The organism is Brevibacillus sp. FSL L8-0520, assembly GCF_037963895.1.
Taxonomy (GTDB): domain Bacteria; phylum Bacillota; class Bacilli; order Brevibacillales; family Brevibacillaceae; genus Brevibacillus; species Brevibacillus borstelensis.
In genome coordinates, this window is the sequence record NZ_CP150171.1 from 2,641,825 (window position 1) to 2,658,882 (window position 17,058).

Genomic DNA, 17,058 nt, shown 5'->3' on the forward strand with positions numbered 1-17,058 from the left:
AAAGTTATAGGGGTTTGAGACTATATCACTCCTTAAGAACAGGGAAAAGGGGAAATGACGGCTTTATAACACCGGTAGCTAGACGTGAATCCCGATGGCCTCTTGAGGGATTAGGTCGTTTTTGTCCGAAGCATTCAAGAGCGTTTTCCATCATCACTACATAGCATAAAGTAAGAAGATAAACATGAAAGAAAGGATTCTTCATCAGATCAGAGGCAAGAAGGGAGGATTCCTTTGATCGAAGGTGTGAAAACGAAGAAGCTAATCAAGCATTGCGACGATCGGGGTTATTTCATGGAAATGCTGCGTGATGATGACGGGTGGCTTGCCAGCTTTGGCCAGCTATCCGCTTCGCTTAGCTATCCCGGTGTCATCAAAGCGTTCCATTACCATAAGCAGCAAGACGATATCTGGTTTTTTCCGAAGGGGAACGCCCAAGTGGTACTGCATGATCTGCGTGAACATTCTCCATCCTTTCAGCAAACGGAGGTGTACTACATGGGCGAACACAACCCGATTTCTCTGTTTATTCCCCGTGAGGTCGCCCATGGCTATCGCGTGCTCGGCAATGAACCTGCGATGATCCTTTATGTGACCAATCGATCATACAATCCGGAACAACCTGACGAATACCGGATTGCTTTCGACGATCCCGTAATCGGTTTTGACTGGTCCACCAAGTTCAGGTGACGGGCTTTTTCCATAGAGAGAAGCTGCCATAAGGAGGGAGAAGATGAGGCTGCTCATAACAGGAGGAGCGGGCTTTATCGGTAGCAACTTTATCCGGTATATGATCGAGAAATACCCTCATTATCAGATTGTCAATCTGGATCTCCTGACGTATGCGGGGAGCAGGGAAAAACTGAAGGATGTCGAGTCCCATCCACACTATGCATTTGTACAGGGAAATATTTGCGACTCGCGATTGGTATATGCACTGGTGTCCGGCAAAAGCGAGGCATATGGAACGACTGCACCGGCTCCTGTTGACGTCATTGTGAACTTTGCTGCTGAATCCCACGTGGACCGCAGCATAGCCGATCCCGGGGTCTTTATCCGGACGAATCTGGTCGGAACCCACGTACTGCTGGAGTCAGCCCGCACATACAAGGTGAAAAAATTCGTGCAAATATCGACCGACGAGGTGTACGGTTCACTGGGAGACACAGGATGTTTTACGGAGGAATCGCCGCTTTCTCCAAACAACCCTTATTCGGCCAGCAAAGCAGGAGCCGATCTGTTGGTCCGCGCCTATCATGAAACATACGGGTTGCCCGTCAATATTACACGCTGTTCCAACAACTTCGGTCCTTATCAGCATCCGGAAAAACTGATTCCGCTTATGACAACGAATGCTTTGCTGGGCAAAAAGCTTCCGATCTACGGCGACGGCGGACACGTGCGGGACTGGCTGCACGTGGCAGACCACTGTTCGGCTGTAGACCTCGTCATTCATTCGGGAAGGCCAGGGGAAATTTACAATATCGGCGGCAACAACGAACATAAGAATAGCGAGATTGTCCGAAAAATTTTGGCGGTATTGCAAAAACCGGAGAGTCTCATTGAATTTGTCGAGGATCGGCCCGGACATGACCGCCGGTATGCGATCAATGCCGATAAGATACGCAGGGAACTCGGATGGCGCCCCGTCTATGAATTTGCAACTGCGCTCCGAGAGACAGTGCTTTGGTACAAAAACAGGCTTTGATCATGGACATGCGTCTAAAAACCCGGGTTTCCGGAAACAGGGTGGGAAGCATGAAAATCTTGGTGACAGGTGCAAACGGCCAATTGGGTCGTGAGTTGGTCAAGGTTCTTTCCGCTCATCACCAGGTGATTGGCTGCACCCGCAACGAACTGGATGTTACCGATTTGTCCAAAGCTCGGGACATCGTACAGGAAGCACGGCCAGAGATCGTCGTACACACGGCTGCCTACACCCATGTCGATCAAGCAGAAGCCGATCAAGACCGCGCATTTCTCGTGAATGCGTACGGAACGCGAAATATGACGGTAGCCGCTCAGCAGGCAGGGGCAAAGATGATGTATATCAGCACGGATTACGTATTTGACGGCCGCAGTACTAAGCCATACCGGGAGTACGACTTTGTAAATCCTGTGAACGTATATGGCAAATCGAAGCTGGCTGGCGAGGACATGGTAAAAACTTTATCAGACAAATATTTCATCGTACGGACCTCCTGGGTATACGGCAGACATGGGAGCAACTTTGTAAAGAACATGTTGCGGTTGGCTGAAACGCGCACGGAGATCGACGTTGTTTGCGACCAAGTGGGCTCTCCGACCTATGCGCCGGAATTGGCCTGGTTTATAAAAGAGCTGCTGGAGAGCGAGAAATATGGCATTTATCACGTTTCCAATACGGGAGCTTGTTCCAGATATGAATGGGCAAAAGCGATATTTGCTGCCGCGGGATTGGGGGTAACCGTACGTCCGGTTGACACGGCAAAATTTCTCCTCCCCGCCGCAAGGCCTGCATACTCCGTTCTTGACCACATGGCCATACGCTTGAACGGGTTCTCGACCTTGCGACATTGGAGAACCGCATTAACCCAATTTATTGATGAGCTAAGGAGCATTTAAATGAACATCAGCGCACCGTCTGCAAGTGAACGGGTGGTCATGCTTATCAGCCATCATGCACACCCGGAGATCGTAACAGGGGCGGAAAAAGTACTGCTTATGCTTGGCGCTGCACTTCTGGAGATGCGGCTGAAGGTAGTCTGGATAAGTCCGGGACCTGGACTGTCCGTAGTGCGGGCGGATCAGATGGGGATGGAATCGCGCATCATCCCCTTTCCTTTATTGTGGAGTTTCATTTACAGTCCCGGTCGTTTGGGAGATGAGATCGGCATGCTTCAGATGAGAGCAGAAGGGAGTTTGCTCGATCAAGCGATTGCTGAGATATCCCCGAGCCTGATCATTGCCAACAGTGCCATAAACGCATTTCCGTTGGTCATCGCCCAAAAAAGGAAGATTCCCGTTTGGTGGTATATTCACGAAACCGTCCCGAGCAAGCCGGAGACATTGCCTCTTTTGGCTTTGATCCACGGTCATGGCGATCGAATCCTCGTTCCATCCGCGATCATAGCACAGTCTCTGGCGTCAGCAGGACAACGGCAGATTGATTTGCTTCCCTACGGGGTTGTCATTCTTGATCATTTGTTTGTGAGGGAGAGAAGAAAAGTGGTCCGTCAGACCTTGAGCTGGACTGATTCAGATGCCGTGATCGGATGGTTTGGCTCTATCTATGCCGGAAAGGGACTGATTGAGCTGATCAGAGCCTGCCGTTCTCTCAAAAGCCAGGAGAAAATCGTATTGTTGGCGGCGGGAAACATAGGAGACGACGATTACTTTCGAATGTGCCAGGAAGAAGCAAAATGGATGGAGGCGGTCGAATATCACTATCTGGGTGCGCTTCCGGATATTTCGGATTTGCTGCTCGCAGTCGATATGGTCGTCGTCCCGAGTCTCGTCGAAGAAGCGTTTCCCAACGTCGCTCTGGAGGCAATGGCACTTTCAATCTGTATTGTCGCCTACAAATCAGGCGGTCTGAAGGAAATCGTCATCGACGGGAAGACAGGAATGTTGATCGACAAAGGAGATACCGCTTCGCTTGGCGCCGCGATACAGAAATTGATCGACGAACCGGATATACGGGCGGCTATGGGGCAGCAGGGGAGACAACGGGCTGTTGAATTGTATCATTATGACAACTTCAAGAGGCTGGTCAACGCGATGATCAGTCAACAAGGCGGGAGGGGTCCTGTTTGAAAATTCTGCTTGCTTCCTATTTTCCTTTTCCTCACGTTGGCGGAGTAAATCGCTACATAGATACGCTAAAAAAAGAGCTTGAGGAAAATGGACATCACGTCGACATTCTCGCCCATCATCAGGACATGCGAACCATTTACAAGTACAGTCACATCCGAGATGAGTTTGGACGGAGCCTGACCGGGCGTGAAATCGATAAAACGACGAACAGTCACGAAAAGCGCTTGACGATTAAGGATGTCATTGACCATCAGATGTTTCAGTATTTTGAAAGGCATCTTCCTGGCACCGAACCCGCCATTCGCTGGCGGGAAGTCGAGCGATACACGTTTGAAGTATCGGCTGCCTTGCTCGATCTCCAGAATTACGATGTGATACACACCCAAGACATCCTGTCCACACGCGCCCTGTCTCGTGCAAAGCCGCACCATATCCCCCTCGTCGCGACCATTCACGGCATCCTTGCAACGGAATATATCCATTCAGGAGCAATCGCAAGCAAGGAAAGCCTGAAATGGAAGTATGCCGCAGCCGAAGAGTATGTCGGTCACATGTCCTCCGATGCGACGATTGTACCGACCAGATGGCAAAAGAAGATACTGGGGGGCGAATACGGCGTCCATCCAGACAAACTCACCGTACTCCCTTATGCATTGGATTTGCCCCCGTTTTTAACCCGTTTCGACTTTGAACCGTACCCGCCTTTGACTGCAAATCAGCAGGCGGGAGGGAGATTGATTATCGCTTGTCCTGCGCGGCTCGTTCCGGAAAAGGATCATAAGACATTGATCGAGGCTTTGCGCATCGTAAAGGAAAGGGAGAGCAACTTCGTCTGCTGGCTTATCGGGGACGGAAAGTTGAGAGATGAGCTGGAGATGCAAGCGAAAAAATCAGGGGTATGGGATCATCTCGTTTTCTTCGGGGATCGATATGATGTCGAGGCTCTACTGAAATTATCGGATATCGTCGCGCTGGCGTCGATACAGGATATGCACCCGTATACGCTGATGGAAGCGCAAGTGGCAGGAAAACCATGTGTCGCATCTGATGCCGGGGGGATTCCCGAGGTAGTCTGCCACGAAGAAACAGGCCTGATCTTCCAGACGGGCAACAGCGTCCAACTGGCCGAAAGCCTGATTCGGCTGCTAACCAATCAGGAATTGCGTTTCACACTGGGTATGAACGCTGCCGGACGGGCTCGAATCCGTTTCTCTTCCAAAACCATGTTTGAAAAGACGATGGGGATATATGTTCAGGCAATCGAGAGAAAAAAGCACGGATCGGAAGAGCGGCGGGAGCAGCCGGATTTGTCTGGCAAGCACGGTTTGGTCTCCAAGAGAATAGATCGCTCCGGGAAGGCAGAGAGTATTTTCTCCTTCGACATCGATCCGGCAAAATTTGATGCTGCGCAATGGAGCAACGTGCTCAAGAGGGTACCGCCCGACTATTCGATACCGGATCCGGCCTTTATAAAAACATTGACGGAATGAAAAGAGGGGCATTTCCCCTCTCAGCCTGTAGACAAAGTTCCGTAAGGAACAGGGTCTGCAGGCTTTTTTGTTGAATATAGAACATGTTACGTTTTCAAAAGTTATTTTTTAGAGGTGGCATTATGCTTAATAAGCAAGAGGCCGAAGGGCGTTATCAGATATCTGCATTCTCGCTAGATGAGTTGGTGCCAGAAGATCATCTCGTAAGAAAAATTGAAAATGCAATCGACTTTTCGTTCATCTATGACTTGGTGGAAAGCCTCTACTGTCATGACAATGGCAGACCCAGTGTTGACCCTGTAGTCTTAGTTAAAATTGCTTTCATCCAATATATTTTTGGAATTCGTTCCATGCGACAAACGATTAAAGAGATCGAAACCAATGTTGCCTATCGGTGGTTTATTGGCTATGATTTCAGTCAGCCCATTCCCCATTTCACGACCCTAGGCAAGAACTATGTTCGCCGTTTTCGGGATACTCAACTCTTCGAGTCGATCTTCCTTCGAATATTGGAGGAGGCGGTTCATCATGGATTCGTGAAGCCTGATGTGCTTTTCATTGATGCTACGCATGTAAAAGCCAGTGCGAATAAGCATAAATACGTGAAAGAAATCGTTGAAGAACAAGCGAAGAAATATCAAGAGCTGCTGGACGAAGAAATCAATCAGGATCGTATTGCACATGGAAAGAAGCCCCTTGAAAAAAAGACAGAAACTTCGAAGAAGGAGGTGAAAGTCAGCACAACTGACCCGGATTGCGGATTGTTTGTAAAAGGGGAAAAGGAACGTGTATTTGCTTATAGTTTTCATACAGCATGTGATCGAAATGGATTTGTGCTTGGTGCCAAGGTAACGCCAGGCAATGTGCATGACAGTCAGGTTTTTGAGGATGTTTTGAATCAAGTGCGAAAGACGTTTGCACAGCCTCAAGCTGTGGCAGTGGACTCGGGATACAAGACGCCTTACATCAGTAAAACACTCCTTGATGACCAGATTCGCCCCGTTATGCCCTACACAAGACCACGCACCAAAGAAGGTTTTTTTAAAAAGCACGAATATGTGTATGATGAATATTTCGACTGCTACATCTGCCCGAACGAGCAAATCTTAACATATGAGACAACAAACAAGGATGGGTACCGTATCTATCGATCAAATTCTCAAGTTTGCCGAAGTTGTCCGTTCTTGAAACAATGCACGGAAAGTAAAGACTACACAAAGAGAGTGAGTCGCCACATCTGGGCTGATTACCTCGAAGAGGTAGACCACCTCCGGCATACCGAGGAAAACAAACAAATCTATAGCAAACGGAAAGAAACGATTGAACGTGTATTCGCTGATATGAAGGAAAAGCATGGCATGCGTTGGACGACCTTACGAGGACTGGAGAAGGTCACGATGCAGGCGATGCTTGTTTTCGCTGCCATGAACTTGAAAAAAATGGCGACCTGGCTATGGAAATCAGGTCGCCAAAAGGTGAACGATCAAAACACCTTCGGTATTTTCATCAAATTATTAAACAAACTCCCTCTGCTGTTCGTTCAGCGAGGGAGTTTGTCTGCAACCTGAGAGGGGCATTTCCCCTCTGTTTGATCGCACAGAAACACCTGGCAGCCTTCAAGTGTTCACACAAAAGGCTTCGGCTTGCAAGAAGCATGTTCACCGCGTGAAAGGCGCGTTTTTGGTCGGAATGGCCAGTTTCCATCAGGTCACTTGTTTCATAAAAATAGATGTAAGCATAAGTGGTTCCACTGTGTAATGATGGCTATTCGGCCTGTCCTGATACAAACGTGACGACAACATGGAGGTAACCACCCGGAGGCAAAAAAATGAATGAAAGAAGTCAGCTTCAAGAACAGCTTGCCACTTTCCTGAAGGTAAAACTGGGCGTTTTTCTTGCCAATCCCAGCTCGACGCTGCAGTATCCGAACTGGGAACAGCCAGTTGTCTCTATCATTCTGGTCGCTTACAACAAAGCTGCGTATACGTTCCAATGCCTCGAAACGATAAAAGCCCACGCTGATGTCCCTTATGAGGTTGTCATCGTCGATAATGGCTCAAGTGACGAAACAGTCCACCTTTTGAAAAGGACCCACCAGGCAGCTATCATCCGCAATGAGCAGAATGAGGGCTTTGTGAAGGGATGCAATCAGGGAGCTGCCGCTGCGCGCGGGAAATGGCTGCTTTTTCTTAACAACGATACACAGATCACTCCTGCATTGCTGTCTACGCTGCTCCGGACTGCGGAAACGACAAAACATTGCGGAGCCGTAGGGGCCAAAGTCATCTTCCCCGACGGACAACTCCAGGAGGCGGGCAGTATCATTTGGCGAGACGGCTCTTGTGCGGGATACGGTCGGGGAGATCAACCTTTCAAACCGGAGTATTCGTATGTGCGCGAGGTCGATTATTGCTCCGGTGTTTGTTTGTTTCTCAAAAAAGACGTATTTATGGAAGCGGGGATGTTTGACGAGCGTTACCACCCAGGATACTACGAAGAAACAGATTTGTGCATGAAGCTGCGGGAGCTCGGTTATCGGATTATGTATCAACCTGCTGCTGTCGTCATTCACTATGAATTTGGAAGCAGTTCCCCGGAACAGGCCATGCTGCTTCAGGCCAAACACAGGGAAGTATTTGCCGGGCGATGGAATCACCGGCTGCAGGATTACCATTTACCCGGAGCCGGTGCGAGCATCCGGGCCAGAGAACATCAGCGGGACAAAAAATGGAAGGTGCTCGTAGTCGATGACCGGATTCCAATCCCTGCGCTTGGCTGCGGATATCCGCGAAGCTGGATGCTGTTGCAGGGGCTGGCCGACGCGAATGTTTCCGTGACGCTGTTTCCTTTGCAATTTTCGGAGTCAGTGCAGCCCTACACGGAACAGTTGCAACAAATGGGAATCGAAGTCATTTACAACACGGGCGATCAACAGATAAACTTCCGTGACTTCTGGGAAGAAAGAAAGGATGCGTATGACCAGGTGCTGGTCAGCAGACCGCACAACATGCGGGAAATTGCCGGCATCATGCAAAACACCAACCCCAAACCCCAGATCGTGTACGATGCGGAAGCTCTCTTTTTCCACAGGGAAATCGGCCGGCAAACTGCGCTGGGCATCCCACTGACTGAAGAAACCGTACAAAGCCTGATTCTGGAGGAAATGCAATTGATGGCCCTGGCAGACAAGGTGATTTCGGTATCTGAACGGGAAAGGAAAACCATTCAAAGTCTCGGTGTGAAGCAGGTCCAGGTGCTGGGCCACCGTATCGAAGTCCAGCCAACGCCCAATCCATTTTCACAACGTCAAGATTTGCTATTTGTCGGAAGCTTTACGCCAGGATCGCCGAATGAGGATGCGGCACTTTATTTTGTAAACGAAGTCTATCCGCTCGTCTTCAAGGAATTGGGAGTCAATCTGTGGCTCACCGGCACAAATCTGCTGGATTCGATCAAAAACCTGGCTTCCGATCACATCAAGGTCACCGGGACCGTCCCTGATCTGCAGCCATATTACAATCACAGCAAAGTGTTTGTCGTGCCTACCAGATTTGCTGCCGGAATACCCTTGAAATTGCTGGAAAGCATGTCATACGGCGTCCCGGCCGTTGTGTCCCCTCTCATCGCGGATCAGCTCGGTTTAACGGAAGATACGGTGCTGATCGGAAGGGATCCTTGGGACTATGCAGATAAAATCATCGCTTGCTACACAGATAGTCTGGTATGGGAGCGCCTTAGAACCAACGGCCTGAAATTTGTAGAAACCGAATACAACGCGAGGCTGTTTCACCAGCAGATTCTGGATATACGAGAGGTGCAAGGAGCGAGCGGATGAATCGCGGGTGACGATCGCTCACAGGTCTCGTCTCAGCTTCTCCGGATGGAGTCAGATGGGGTGGATGGAAAGCGCGGTTTCACGTGGCGAAAAAGTGTCGCAGCACCAGATGAGCGACGGGGAGGACAGAAGGGGGGATGGAAATGGGGCAGGTCGATGTTTCCATTATTCTTCTGACGTATAACGGTATCCGGTATATCGATGAAGTTCTTCGCGCGATCTATCGGCAGCAAACAAGCTTTCCTTTTGAAGTGATTGCCATTGATTCCGGCTCATCGGACGGAACAGTCGACGTGCTGATGTCATATCCCGTCCGGTTTTATCCCATTGACAAGAAACAGTTCGGACATGGAAAAACACGGAACTACGGGGCCGAATTGTCCCGCGGGCAATACCTTGTTTTTTTGACGCAAGACGCAACCCCGGCCGATGAGTTTTGGCTGGAGGAGATGATCAGGGGTTTTAGCCTCGACCCCAGAGTCGGCTGTGTGTTTGGCAAGCAGATTGCCAGACCTGAATGCGATCCCTTTACACGGCGCGATTTGATGCTCCATTTCGAAATGTTTTCCAAGTCGGATGAGCCTCTCGTGCAATATGTGGAGGATACCCCTGAAGGCCGGGCTCTCTATCACCAGAATCCGCTCTGGTACGGATTTAACTCTAATGTCAATTCGGCTTTAAGGAAAGAGGCGTGGGCTGCTATCCGATTTCGCGATGTGATATACACGGAAGACCAAGTAATGGGCAGAGACATCATCGTCAATGGCTGGAAAAAGGTATATATGCCAAAGGCGGCAGTCATCCATTCCCATAGTTACTCCTCGTTTTTTCGCTATTTTCAGCGTTTCTTTGATGAATTGCGGGGGATGCATATGGCTTTTGGCTACACCGAAGATGTTTCGCTTGCAACCTTGATTCCCGCCTGTTATCGAATAGCCAGAGCCGAAGCGCAATTCATTTTTTCCGAGACCGACTATCGTCGGCACGAAAAGTGTTACTGGGTTTATTTTCGCTGGCGGTGGCATATCGCCAGAAGGTTGGGCGCTTATTTTGGCTGCAGACACGACAAGCTCCCGCATTTTTTGCGGAGGTTTTTTTCGCTGGAAAAAAATCCGGGGCCAACAATGAACGCTTGCTCAAAAAATGAGGTGGATCGATGAGGATTGCCGTTGCCTCCGTTCAAGTGCCGTTTGAATACGGGGGAGCAGAGATATTGGCCAACAATTTAAAAATGCAGCTTATTCTCAGGGGACACGAGGCGGAGGTCGTGACCATCCCCTTCAAGTGGTATCCGGCTGAGAGTCTGGAAAACAGCATCCGTATGTCCCGCTTGATCGACTTGTCGGAAATGAAGGGGAGACCGATCGACCTGATGATTGCCCTGAAATTTCCGATCTACTATGCCCGGCACGACAACAAAGTGTTATGGCTGCTGCATCAGCATCGCGAAGCATACGAGCTGTGGGGAACCGGTTTCGATGGTCTGGACAAAATGGAGGGCGGCGACCGCTTGCGAAAGATGATCGTCGAGGAAGACAGCCATGCCCTTTCTGCATGCGCCAAAACATACACGATCTCGGCGACTGTGTCAGAGAGGCTGCGTACGTACAACGGGATTGAATCGATGCCTCTCTACCACCCTCCGTTCGGATGCGAACACTTCTACACGGGAGAGATAGGAAACTATATCTTTTGTCCCTCCCGATTGGAAGAATTAAAACGGCAGCAGGTACTGATCGAAGCCCTGCGCTATACCAAAACACAAGTCAAGGTTGTGATCGCCGGCAGAGGAAAGGAAACCTTTATCAACAAAATGAAATCCGCTGTGGAAACATACGGATTGCAAGACAGGGTGCACTTTCTCGGCTGGATCTCCGAAGAAGAGAAAAGAAAGTACTATGCGAACGCGTTGGCAGTTTATTACGGACCGTACCAGGAAGATTACGGCTATGTCACGCTGGAGTCGTTTCTGTCCGGCAAACCCGTCATTACGCACGTCGACGCTGGCGGTCCGCTCGAGTTTGTAAGGAATGGCGATAACGGCTTCGTGCTGGAGCCCGATCCGAAAGCTGTTGCGGAAAAGCTCGACTATTTGTTCTCAAACAAGCGGAGCGCGCAAACGATGGGGATGAACGGACTGCGTTTGATTGAAGATATGGAGCTTGGTTGGGATTCCGTGATCGAGAAGTTGATTGGGTAAACAGCGGGGGGATGGGAATGACAAACATGGTATTTACGGACCGCTATCAGGATGGGTGGGTATCAAAGCGCCTCGTTTTACCATTGAAAAATATAAAAGAAGCTGCGTCTCTGACGATTTGCGGGCGGCGCCACGAATATCCGGAAAATCTCACGCTCTCCTTTTACGTCAATGGCCAGTTGCTTCATGAGGAAATCAATCCGACGGAAAAATTCTCAATCACCGTGTTGCTTCCGGCGATGATGAAAGGTGTTTTGGAGATCGTGGCCAGCGATGTGTTTGTTCCACAGGAGGTGGGGTTGAACGAAGACGTACGGCAGCTTTCGTTTCTGTTGGATGAAGTGAAGCTCACTGGGGTAGCAGATTTAATGGAGCCGTATCATCACTTGTTTTCGTTCACGCCGTCGAAAAAGGTTTATTTTCTGGATGAGGAAACTTGGGATGAGGTCGCTTATGCATTGCCCCCCGATTACAAAGTGCCCGATGAGGATATGCTGCGTGAATTAAAGGAACCGGGGAAGCCGAGAGAGTGCTCCTCTGCTTCTATCGAAGGAATCGTATACGATAAATTTTCAGGGGCGCCTGCAGCGTTATCATACGTTCTCTTGCTGAATGAGAGAAAACAGCTCATAACCGCAACGGCTGTCGACGAGTACGGACACTATCAGTTTGACGAACTGTCTGACGGAAATTATATAGTTGTAGGCAGATCGTATCAGTATGGCGAACAGCAAATCCGCGTCGCATTGAACGGGGACGGCATGGTGATACACATACCCGTATTGCCGCTTCAGTAAAAAGGTGAAATGCCAGGCCGAAGGGGAAATTTGCGAAATGTCGACGGCTTGGGCCAAATTGGAACCATAAACAAACGAGCATCCCGTTTCACTTTCAAAAGTGGACGGGATGCTCATTGTTTAGGCCATCCCTCAACAGAGAGAGAAGGCATCCATACATACATACATACGGAGAGGGGGCTTATTTTTTGTGCAGGCGTACCTGTTCGTATACCTCCAGTGTCCGGTTCACCATGAAATCGTGCCGCCAGTATTTTCTGGCCCACCTCCTGGCATCGTGCGAGAGCTTTTCCCGAAGAGTTTTATTATTCATCAGCATCAGAAGCGCTTGAAACAGCTCATCACTGTTTTGGGGTTCGACCAGCAAGCCCGTATGGTGATGCGAGACGAGCTCCGCATTTCCTCCCACACGGGTGGTTACGATGGGCAAACCGATAATTTGCGCTTCCATGATCGCCAGGGAGTGATTTTCGACAAGGGAGGGAAGCACGAAAATACTCGCCTGTTTGAGCAGATGAAAGATATCGGATCGGTTGCCCAAAAATTCAATATGATGGTCCAGGTTGTGCTGTCCGACCAACGCTTCCAGCTCCGTTCGGTCCGGGCCTTCCCCGGCAAATTGGCAAACGAAGTCATCGCGGACGCGAGCCAATTTTGCCAAAGCCTCGATCAAATACCGCTGCCCTTTGTACGGAACCAGCCTGGCGGGACAAATAATGACTTGTTTGCCGTCTGACCGGGGGATGTGCTGGATTGCGTCCGTCTGTTGGGCTATCGCTTCTGCCTGTAATCCATAGGGAACGACCGTCAGCTTTTCCGGAGCCACAGAGAAGCGGTTTGTGAATTCCCTGCGAAGCCATTCGGTCGGGAGAATCGTGGCATCTGCGGAGGAGCATCCCAGTTTTTCTTCCAAATAGCTGTACTTCCAGCGCATCGAGTCCGCCTGATCGATCTCCCCGGTTAAAACAAACTCATCGTGAATCATGCCGTGAATCGTTGCGACATGCGGAATGTGTTTGGGAATGACACGAGATAGAGCCCGCGTGGAGATGATGTCCTGCGTATGAACCAGATCATACTGATTCAGTTCGAGCATGACAGTGGCCATCTCAAATACATGCCGCTCGATAAGGCGGTACCGCGCCCAGTGATCGAGAAGCGGAAACTCCCGGTCAAAATAATCCATCAAAATATCATAAACAGGAAGGTGAATCGGTTTTTTTTCCACGCTTTTTTTGTCGTCCAGCAAGTGCACCCGACTCATGTCCGGATGATGGCCAAGCAAATCTACTTGATGGCCGCGTTCTTCCAATCCTTGCTTTAAAGTACGTAAATACGTGTCTACCCCTCCTACGTGGGGGAGTATCCAGTACGTAGCGAGTAAAATGTTCATGAATAAGCCTCCGCTGCGCTTTATTTGTACAGCGTACTCATATGAGCCCGAGCGCGTTGAACTGCTCAAGCACAAAATTCTTCAATGCTCGAAGCTTTTGACTGCTTTCTTCCGAAGTGACACCTTTCGTCCCCAGATATACTTTTAGTTTTGGTTCGGTACCGGAGGGCCGCAGGCAAAACCACGACTCGTCATCTAGCCGGTACTTCAACACATCGGATGCCGGCAAGGGAATCGCGGTACTGGTGCCGTTGACCATTTCTCTACAAGTGCCTGCCAGAAAATCTTCCACGACCATAACTTTTTTGCCGGCAACCTCGGTAAAACCTTGCTGGCGAAAAAAAGACAGGGTGGCCCTGATTTTCTCGACTCCCGCCTTCCCTTTGAGGGATAAGGAATACAAGTCTTCGCTGTAAAATCCGTATCTCTTGTACAGTTCGATCAGTCCGTCGTATATGGACTTTCCCGATGACTTATGAAAAGCGCACATGTCTGCTAACATCAGAGCCGTTTGGATGCCGTCTTTATCCCTGACAAAGTCGCCGATCAAATAGCCGCTGCTTTCTTCGAATCCGAACAGAAACGTGTACTGACCCGATCTCTCGTACATGCTGACCTTCTCTCCGATATACTTGAAGCCCGTCAGCGTATCCACCGTATCTACACCGTAATCGGCCGCGATTGCTCGGGCGAATTCGGATGTGACAATGGTTTTGACGATGGTGCCGTTATCTGGCAGAAGCCCTTTTCTTTTTCGCTCGGATAGGAGATAGTCCAGTAAAAGGGCACCGATTTGATTGCCGGACAGTATCGTATATCCCTGCGGACCTTTTTTGACTGCAACACCGATGCGGTCCGCATCTGGATCGGTTGCCAGGATCAGATCAGCGTTTGTCCGTTTACCGTATTGCAGCGCCAGCTCGAATGCTTGCGGCTCTTCCGGATTGAGCGATGCTGCATTGGTGAAATGCGGGTCCGGATTCGCTTGCTCGGTAACGACAGTGACCTGATTGTAGCCGAACCGGCTCAGAACGAGCCTGATGGGTTCGTATGCTGTTCCATGTAAAGGGGTAAAAACGATGTTTACCTGCGAAGTACCCGATGGTTCAGGGTTCAGCCTGATCGTCTGCAGTCGCTCGACATATGCTTCCAGGATATCATCATGAATCTGCACCAATAGGCCGCTCTGCCTCAATGATGCTTCATCACCACTTTCTACGGACAGTTCGTCTGTTACCTCGTTTACCTTTGCCATGATTTGTTCGGCGGTCGCCGGCGTGATTTGGACACCGTCGCTGCCGTAAATTTTATAGCCGTTATACTCGGGCGGATTATGGCTCGCGGTGATAACGATTCCCGCGAACGCATGCAGGTGGCGCACCGCAAAAGACAGAAGGGGGGTTGGACAGAGCCGATCAAACAAATAAACACGGATGCCGTGCCTTCCTATCACCTTTGCGGATTCAATCGCAAAATCAGACGATTTGTTTCTGGAGTCATAGGCAATCACTACGCCCTGCGCCTTCGCCTGTTGGCCAGACTCTGCGATAAAGCGGGCCAGCCCTTCGGAAATTTTTCGCACCGTATACACGTTCATCCGATTGGGGCCAGGTCCCATTTCCGCCCGCATCCCTCCCGTACCGAATTCCAGATCGGCATAAAAGAGGTCCTCTAGAAGTGGTTCATTATCCTTTGCGCGCTGTAACTCTTCGCGTAGTCTTTCGTCCAGATCGGGGTAATTCATCCAGCGATTATATCGCTCTCTCCAATTGATCATGAGCCGAAAACCTCCACATCGATTCGCACACATCTGCGAGTATAAAACATAGTATGAGCGGCGGTATAAATGGCAACCGGAGACAGTGCCACAATATTCATGTGCAGATTGGCTTTGGACGAGCCCGTTGTCGGTTTTCCACTCTTAATCTGGTCGATACACACATACCTTTTCCGGCGAGTGATCATATGGATATTACATGTGTACATCAGGATCAGACAGAAGAGAGGTGCTTTCCGTTGAGGCTCGTTTTGCTTTCAGGAGGAACAGGGAAACGACTGTGGCCGCTTTCCAACGAATCCAGATCAAAACAGTTCCTAAAAACGATACGAACTCCCGATGACGAGATGGAGTCGATGATACAGAGGATATGGAAACAACTGAAGACGAAAAAAATGGACCATTCAGCCTATATATCGACAAGCAAAACGCAGGTGGACATGATTACCTCCCAGTTGGGGAGCAATGTGCCTCTTATCATTGAACCGGAGCGTCGAGACACGTATCCGGCTATAGCCTTGGCAGCAACGTATTTCTATTCGAAGCAGGGCGTAGACCTGAATGAAGTGATCGTCGTCATGCCAGTCGATCCTTATACGGATTATCAATTTTTTGATAAAGTCAAGGAGTTGGAGGACGCGATACGACAATCCGACGCAGATATTGCATTAATCGGGGTGCAGCCCACCTCCCCATCCGAAAAGTACGGTTATATTATTCCGGTTCAAAATACCCTAAAAACCTCCGAAGGCTATATCCCTGTTGATTCCTTTACGGAAAAACCGTCTAAAGATGAGGCAGCCAAGCTTCTTCGGCAAAATGCATTGTGGAATTGCGGTGTTTTTTCATTTCGGTTAGGCTACCTCATTCAATTGCTGGAAGAAAAAAAGCTGCCGGTTGAGTTTGATGAGCTTGTGGAGAAATACGACCAATTGCCAAAAATAAGCTTTGACTATGAAGTAGTTGAAAAAGCAGATCGGGTTGTAGCGATCCCGTATCATGGCACCTGGCGGGATTTGGGCACGTGGGATACACTGACGGCGGATATTCAAACAAAAGTGATCGGAAAAGGCATCATTAGCGACGATAGCAGCAATACACATGTCGTGAATGAATTGGATATCCCGATAGCGGTAGTGGGAGTGCCGAATGTCGTTGTAGCGGCAAGCCCTGACGGCATACTGGTATCGGAAAAATCGGAAAGCCACCGAGTGAAGGATCTGGTGAAAAAGATAGACCAAAGACCGATGTTTGAGGAACGGCGATGGGGATGGTATCGAGTCCTCGATTATCAAACAAGGACGGATGGAACAGACATCTTGACCAAGCGCTTGTGTTTATACGCAGGAAAAAACCTCAGCTATCAATATCACCAGATGCGCAGTGAGGTATGGACGATTGTAGCCGGTATCGGTGAATTCGTATTGAATGACCGGTTGATTCGGGTAAAGGCAGGCGATGTCGTCAGAATTCCTGTCCATGCCAAACATGCAATCAAGGCAATCGAAGAGTTGGAGATTATCGAGATTCAAATGGGCACAAGACTTGTCGAAGAAGATATCGTCCGCCTATTCATGTCGTGGGATGATCTCTTGGACTCCTTGAGGCAATGACAGAAAGCGATCATGAGACAGGCGCCGCCATGCCAGAGGACAGGGGGCGCTTTTTCATGAATCTTTCCAAACTTATGTCGTTTTCTTTCCTATATGAATTGCCAAACATCGCCATTGTACCTTATGATGGATGAGCGGAACGTACATATACGCAAAAG

13 protein-coding genes are annotated in these 17,058 nt (G+C 49.5%); 11 read left to right on the plus strand and 2 right to left on the minus strand.

The window, feature by feature from the left end; genetic code table 11:
* Nucleotides 1-234 precede the first annotated feature (234 nt).
* The 10 genes from NSQ24_RS13185 (at nucleotide 235) to NSQ24_RS13230 (ending at nucleotide 12,117) form a co-directional block, all read left to right on the plus strand.
* Nucleotides 235-690 (plus strand): dTDP-4-dehydrorhamnose 3,5-epimerase family protein, encoded by a 456-nt coding sequence (locus tag NSQ24_RS13185; protein ID WP_003386871.1) that lies wholly within the window; start codon nucleotides 235-237, stop codon nucleotides 688-690.
* Between the two features lie 43 nt (nucleotides 691-733).
* Nucleotides 734-1,708, plus strand: coding sequence for a dTDP-glucose 4,6-dehydratase (rfbB, locus tag NSQ24_RS13190; protein WP_243013999.1), 975 nt, complete (start codon nucleotides 734-736; stop codon nucleotides 1,706-1,708).
* Between the two features lie 50 nt (nucleotides 1,709-1,758).
* Nucleotides 1,759-2,604 (plus strand): dTDP-4-dehydrorhamnose reductase, encoded by an 846-nt coding sequence (rfbD, locus tag NSQ24_RS13195; protein ID WP_024984765.1) that lies wholly within the window; start codon nucleotides 1,759-1,761, stop codon nucleotides 2,602-2,604.
* Nucleotides 2,605-3,795, plus strand: coding sequence for a glycosyltransferase family 4 protein (locus tag NSQ24_RS13200; RefSeq protein WP_031933324.1), 1,191 nt, complete (start codon nucleotides 2,605-2,607; stop codon nucleotides 3,793-3,795).
* Nucleotides 3,792-5,285 (plus strand): glycosyltransferase family 4 protein, encoded by a 1,494-nt coding sequence (locus NSQ24_RS13205; RefSeq protein WP_122958598.1) that lies wholly within the window; start codon nucleotides 3,792-3,794, stop codon nucleotides 5,283-5,285. The genes NSQ24_RS13200 and NSQ24_RS13205 overlap by 4 nt, the downstream gene beginning before the upstream one ends.
* A 122-nt stretch (nucleotides 5,286-5,407) precedes the next feature.
* The gene (locus tag NSQ24_RS13210) at nucleotides 5,408-6,853 is read left to right on the plus strand and encodes an IS1182 family transposase (RefSeq protein WP_024985259.1); all 1,446 of its coding nucleotides are present in this window, start codon (nucleotides 5,408-5,410) and stop codon (nucleotides 6,851-6,853) included.
* 260 nt (nucleotides 6,854-7,113) lie between these two features.
* The gene (locus NSQ24_RS13215; RefSeq protein WP_339167984.1) at nucleotides 7,114-9,120 is read left to right on the plus strand and encodes a glycosyltransferase; all 2,007 of its coding nucleotides are present in this window, start codon (nucleotides 7,114-7,116) and stop codon (nucleotides 9,118-9,120) included.
* 143 nt (nucleotides 9,121-9,263) lie between these two features.
* Nucleotides 9,264-10,280: a glycosyltransferase family A protein gene (locus NSQ24_RS13220; protein WP_051994743.1), complete on the plus strand. Its 1,017-nt coding sequence runs from the start codon at nucleotides 9,264-9,266 to the stop codon at nucleotides 10,278-10,280.
* Nucleotides 10,277-11,320 carry a glycosyltransferase family 4 protein gene (locus NSQ24_RS13225; RefSeq protein ID WP_339167985.1) on the plus strand — a complete coding sequence of 348 codons (1,044 nt, stop codon included), beginning with the start codon at nucleotides 10,277-10,279 and terminating at the stop codon, nucleotides 11,318-11,320. Before NSQ24_RS13220 ends, NSQ24_RS13225 begins: the two co-directional genes overlap by 4 nt.
* A 17-nt stretch (nucleotides 11,321-11,337) precedes the next feature.
* Nucleotides 11,338-12,117 (plus strand): carboxypeptidase-like regulatory domain-containing protein, encoded by a 780-nt coding sequence (locus tag NSQ24_RS13230; RefSeq protein WP_339167986.1) that lies wholly within the window; start codon nucleotides 11,338-11,340, stop codon nucleotides 12,115-12,117.
* 181 nt (nucleotides 12,118-12,298) lie between these two features.
* Here NSQ24_RS13230 and NSQ24_RS13235 read toward each other — a convergent pair whose 3' ends face one another.
* The gene (locus NSQ24_RS13235; RefSeq protein WP_024984758.1) at nucleotides 12,299-13,510 is read right to left on the minus strand and encodes a glycosyltransferase family 4 protein; all 1,212 of its coding nucleotides are present in this window, start codon (nucleotides 13,508-13,510) and stop codon (nucleotides 12,299-12,301) included.
* A gap of 37 nt (nucleotides 13,511-13,547) precedes the next feature.
* A complete protein-coding gene (locus tag NSQ24_RS13240; RefSeq protein WP_251237696.1) occupies nucleotides 13,548-15,284 on the minus strand; it encodes a phospho-sugar mutase in 1,737 nt (578 codons plus the stop codon).
* A 242-nt stretch (nucleotides 15,285-15,526) separates the two neighbouring features.
* Here NSQ24_RS13240 and NSQ24_RS13245 point away from each other — a divergent pair, with 242 nt between their 5' ends.
* A complete protein-coding gene (locus tag NSQ24_RS13245; protein ID WP_024984756.1) occupies nucleotides 15,527-16,900 on the plus strand; it encodes a sugar phosphate nucleotidyltransferase in 1,374 nt (457 codons plus the stop codon).
* Nucleotides 16,901-17,058 lie beyond the last annotated feature (158 nt).

Bases quoted from the DNA above. Each gene is read 5' to 3' on its own strand.
- NSQ24_RS13200 (WP_031933324.1), top strand. From the start codon at position 2,605: ATGAACATCAGCGCACCGTCTGCAAGTGAACGGGTGGTCATGCTTATC.
- NSQ24_RS13220 (WP_051994743.1), top strand. From the start codon at position 9,264: ATGGGGCAGGTCGATGTTTCCATTATTCTTCTGACGTATAACGGTATC.
- NSQ24_RS13225 (WP_339167985.1), top strand. From the start codon at position 10,277: ATGAGGATTGCCGTTGCCTCCGTTCAAGTGCCGTTTGAATACGGGGGA.
- NSQ24_RS13235 (WP_024984758.1), bottom strand. From the start codon at position 13,510: ATGAACATTTTACTCGCTACGTACTGGATACTCCCCCACGTAGGAGGG.
- NSQ24_RS13230 (WP_339167986.1), top strand. From the start codon at position 11,338: ATGACAAACATGGTATTTACGGACCGCTATCAGGATGGGTGGGTATCA.
- NSQ24_RS13210 (WP_024985259.1), top strand. From the start codon at position 5,408: ATGCTTAATAAGCAAGAGGCCGAAGGGCGTTATCAGATATCTGCATTC.
- NSQ24_RS13215 (WP_339167984.1), top strand. From the start codon at position 7,114: ATGAATGAAAGAAGTCAGCTTCAAGAACAGCTTGCCACTTTCCTGAAG.
- rfbD (WP_024984765.1), top strand. From the start codon at position 1,759: ATGAAAATCTTGGTGACAGGTGCAAACGGCCAATTGGGTCGTGAGTTG.
- rfbB (WP_243013999.1), top strand. From the start codon at position 734: ATGAGGCTGCTCATAACAGGAGGAGCGGGCTTTATCGGTAGCAACTTT.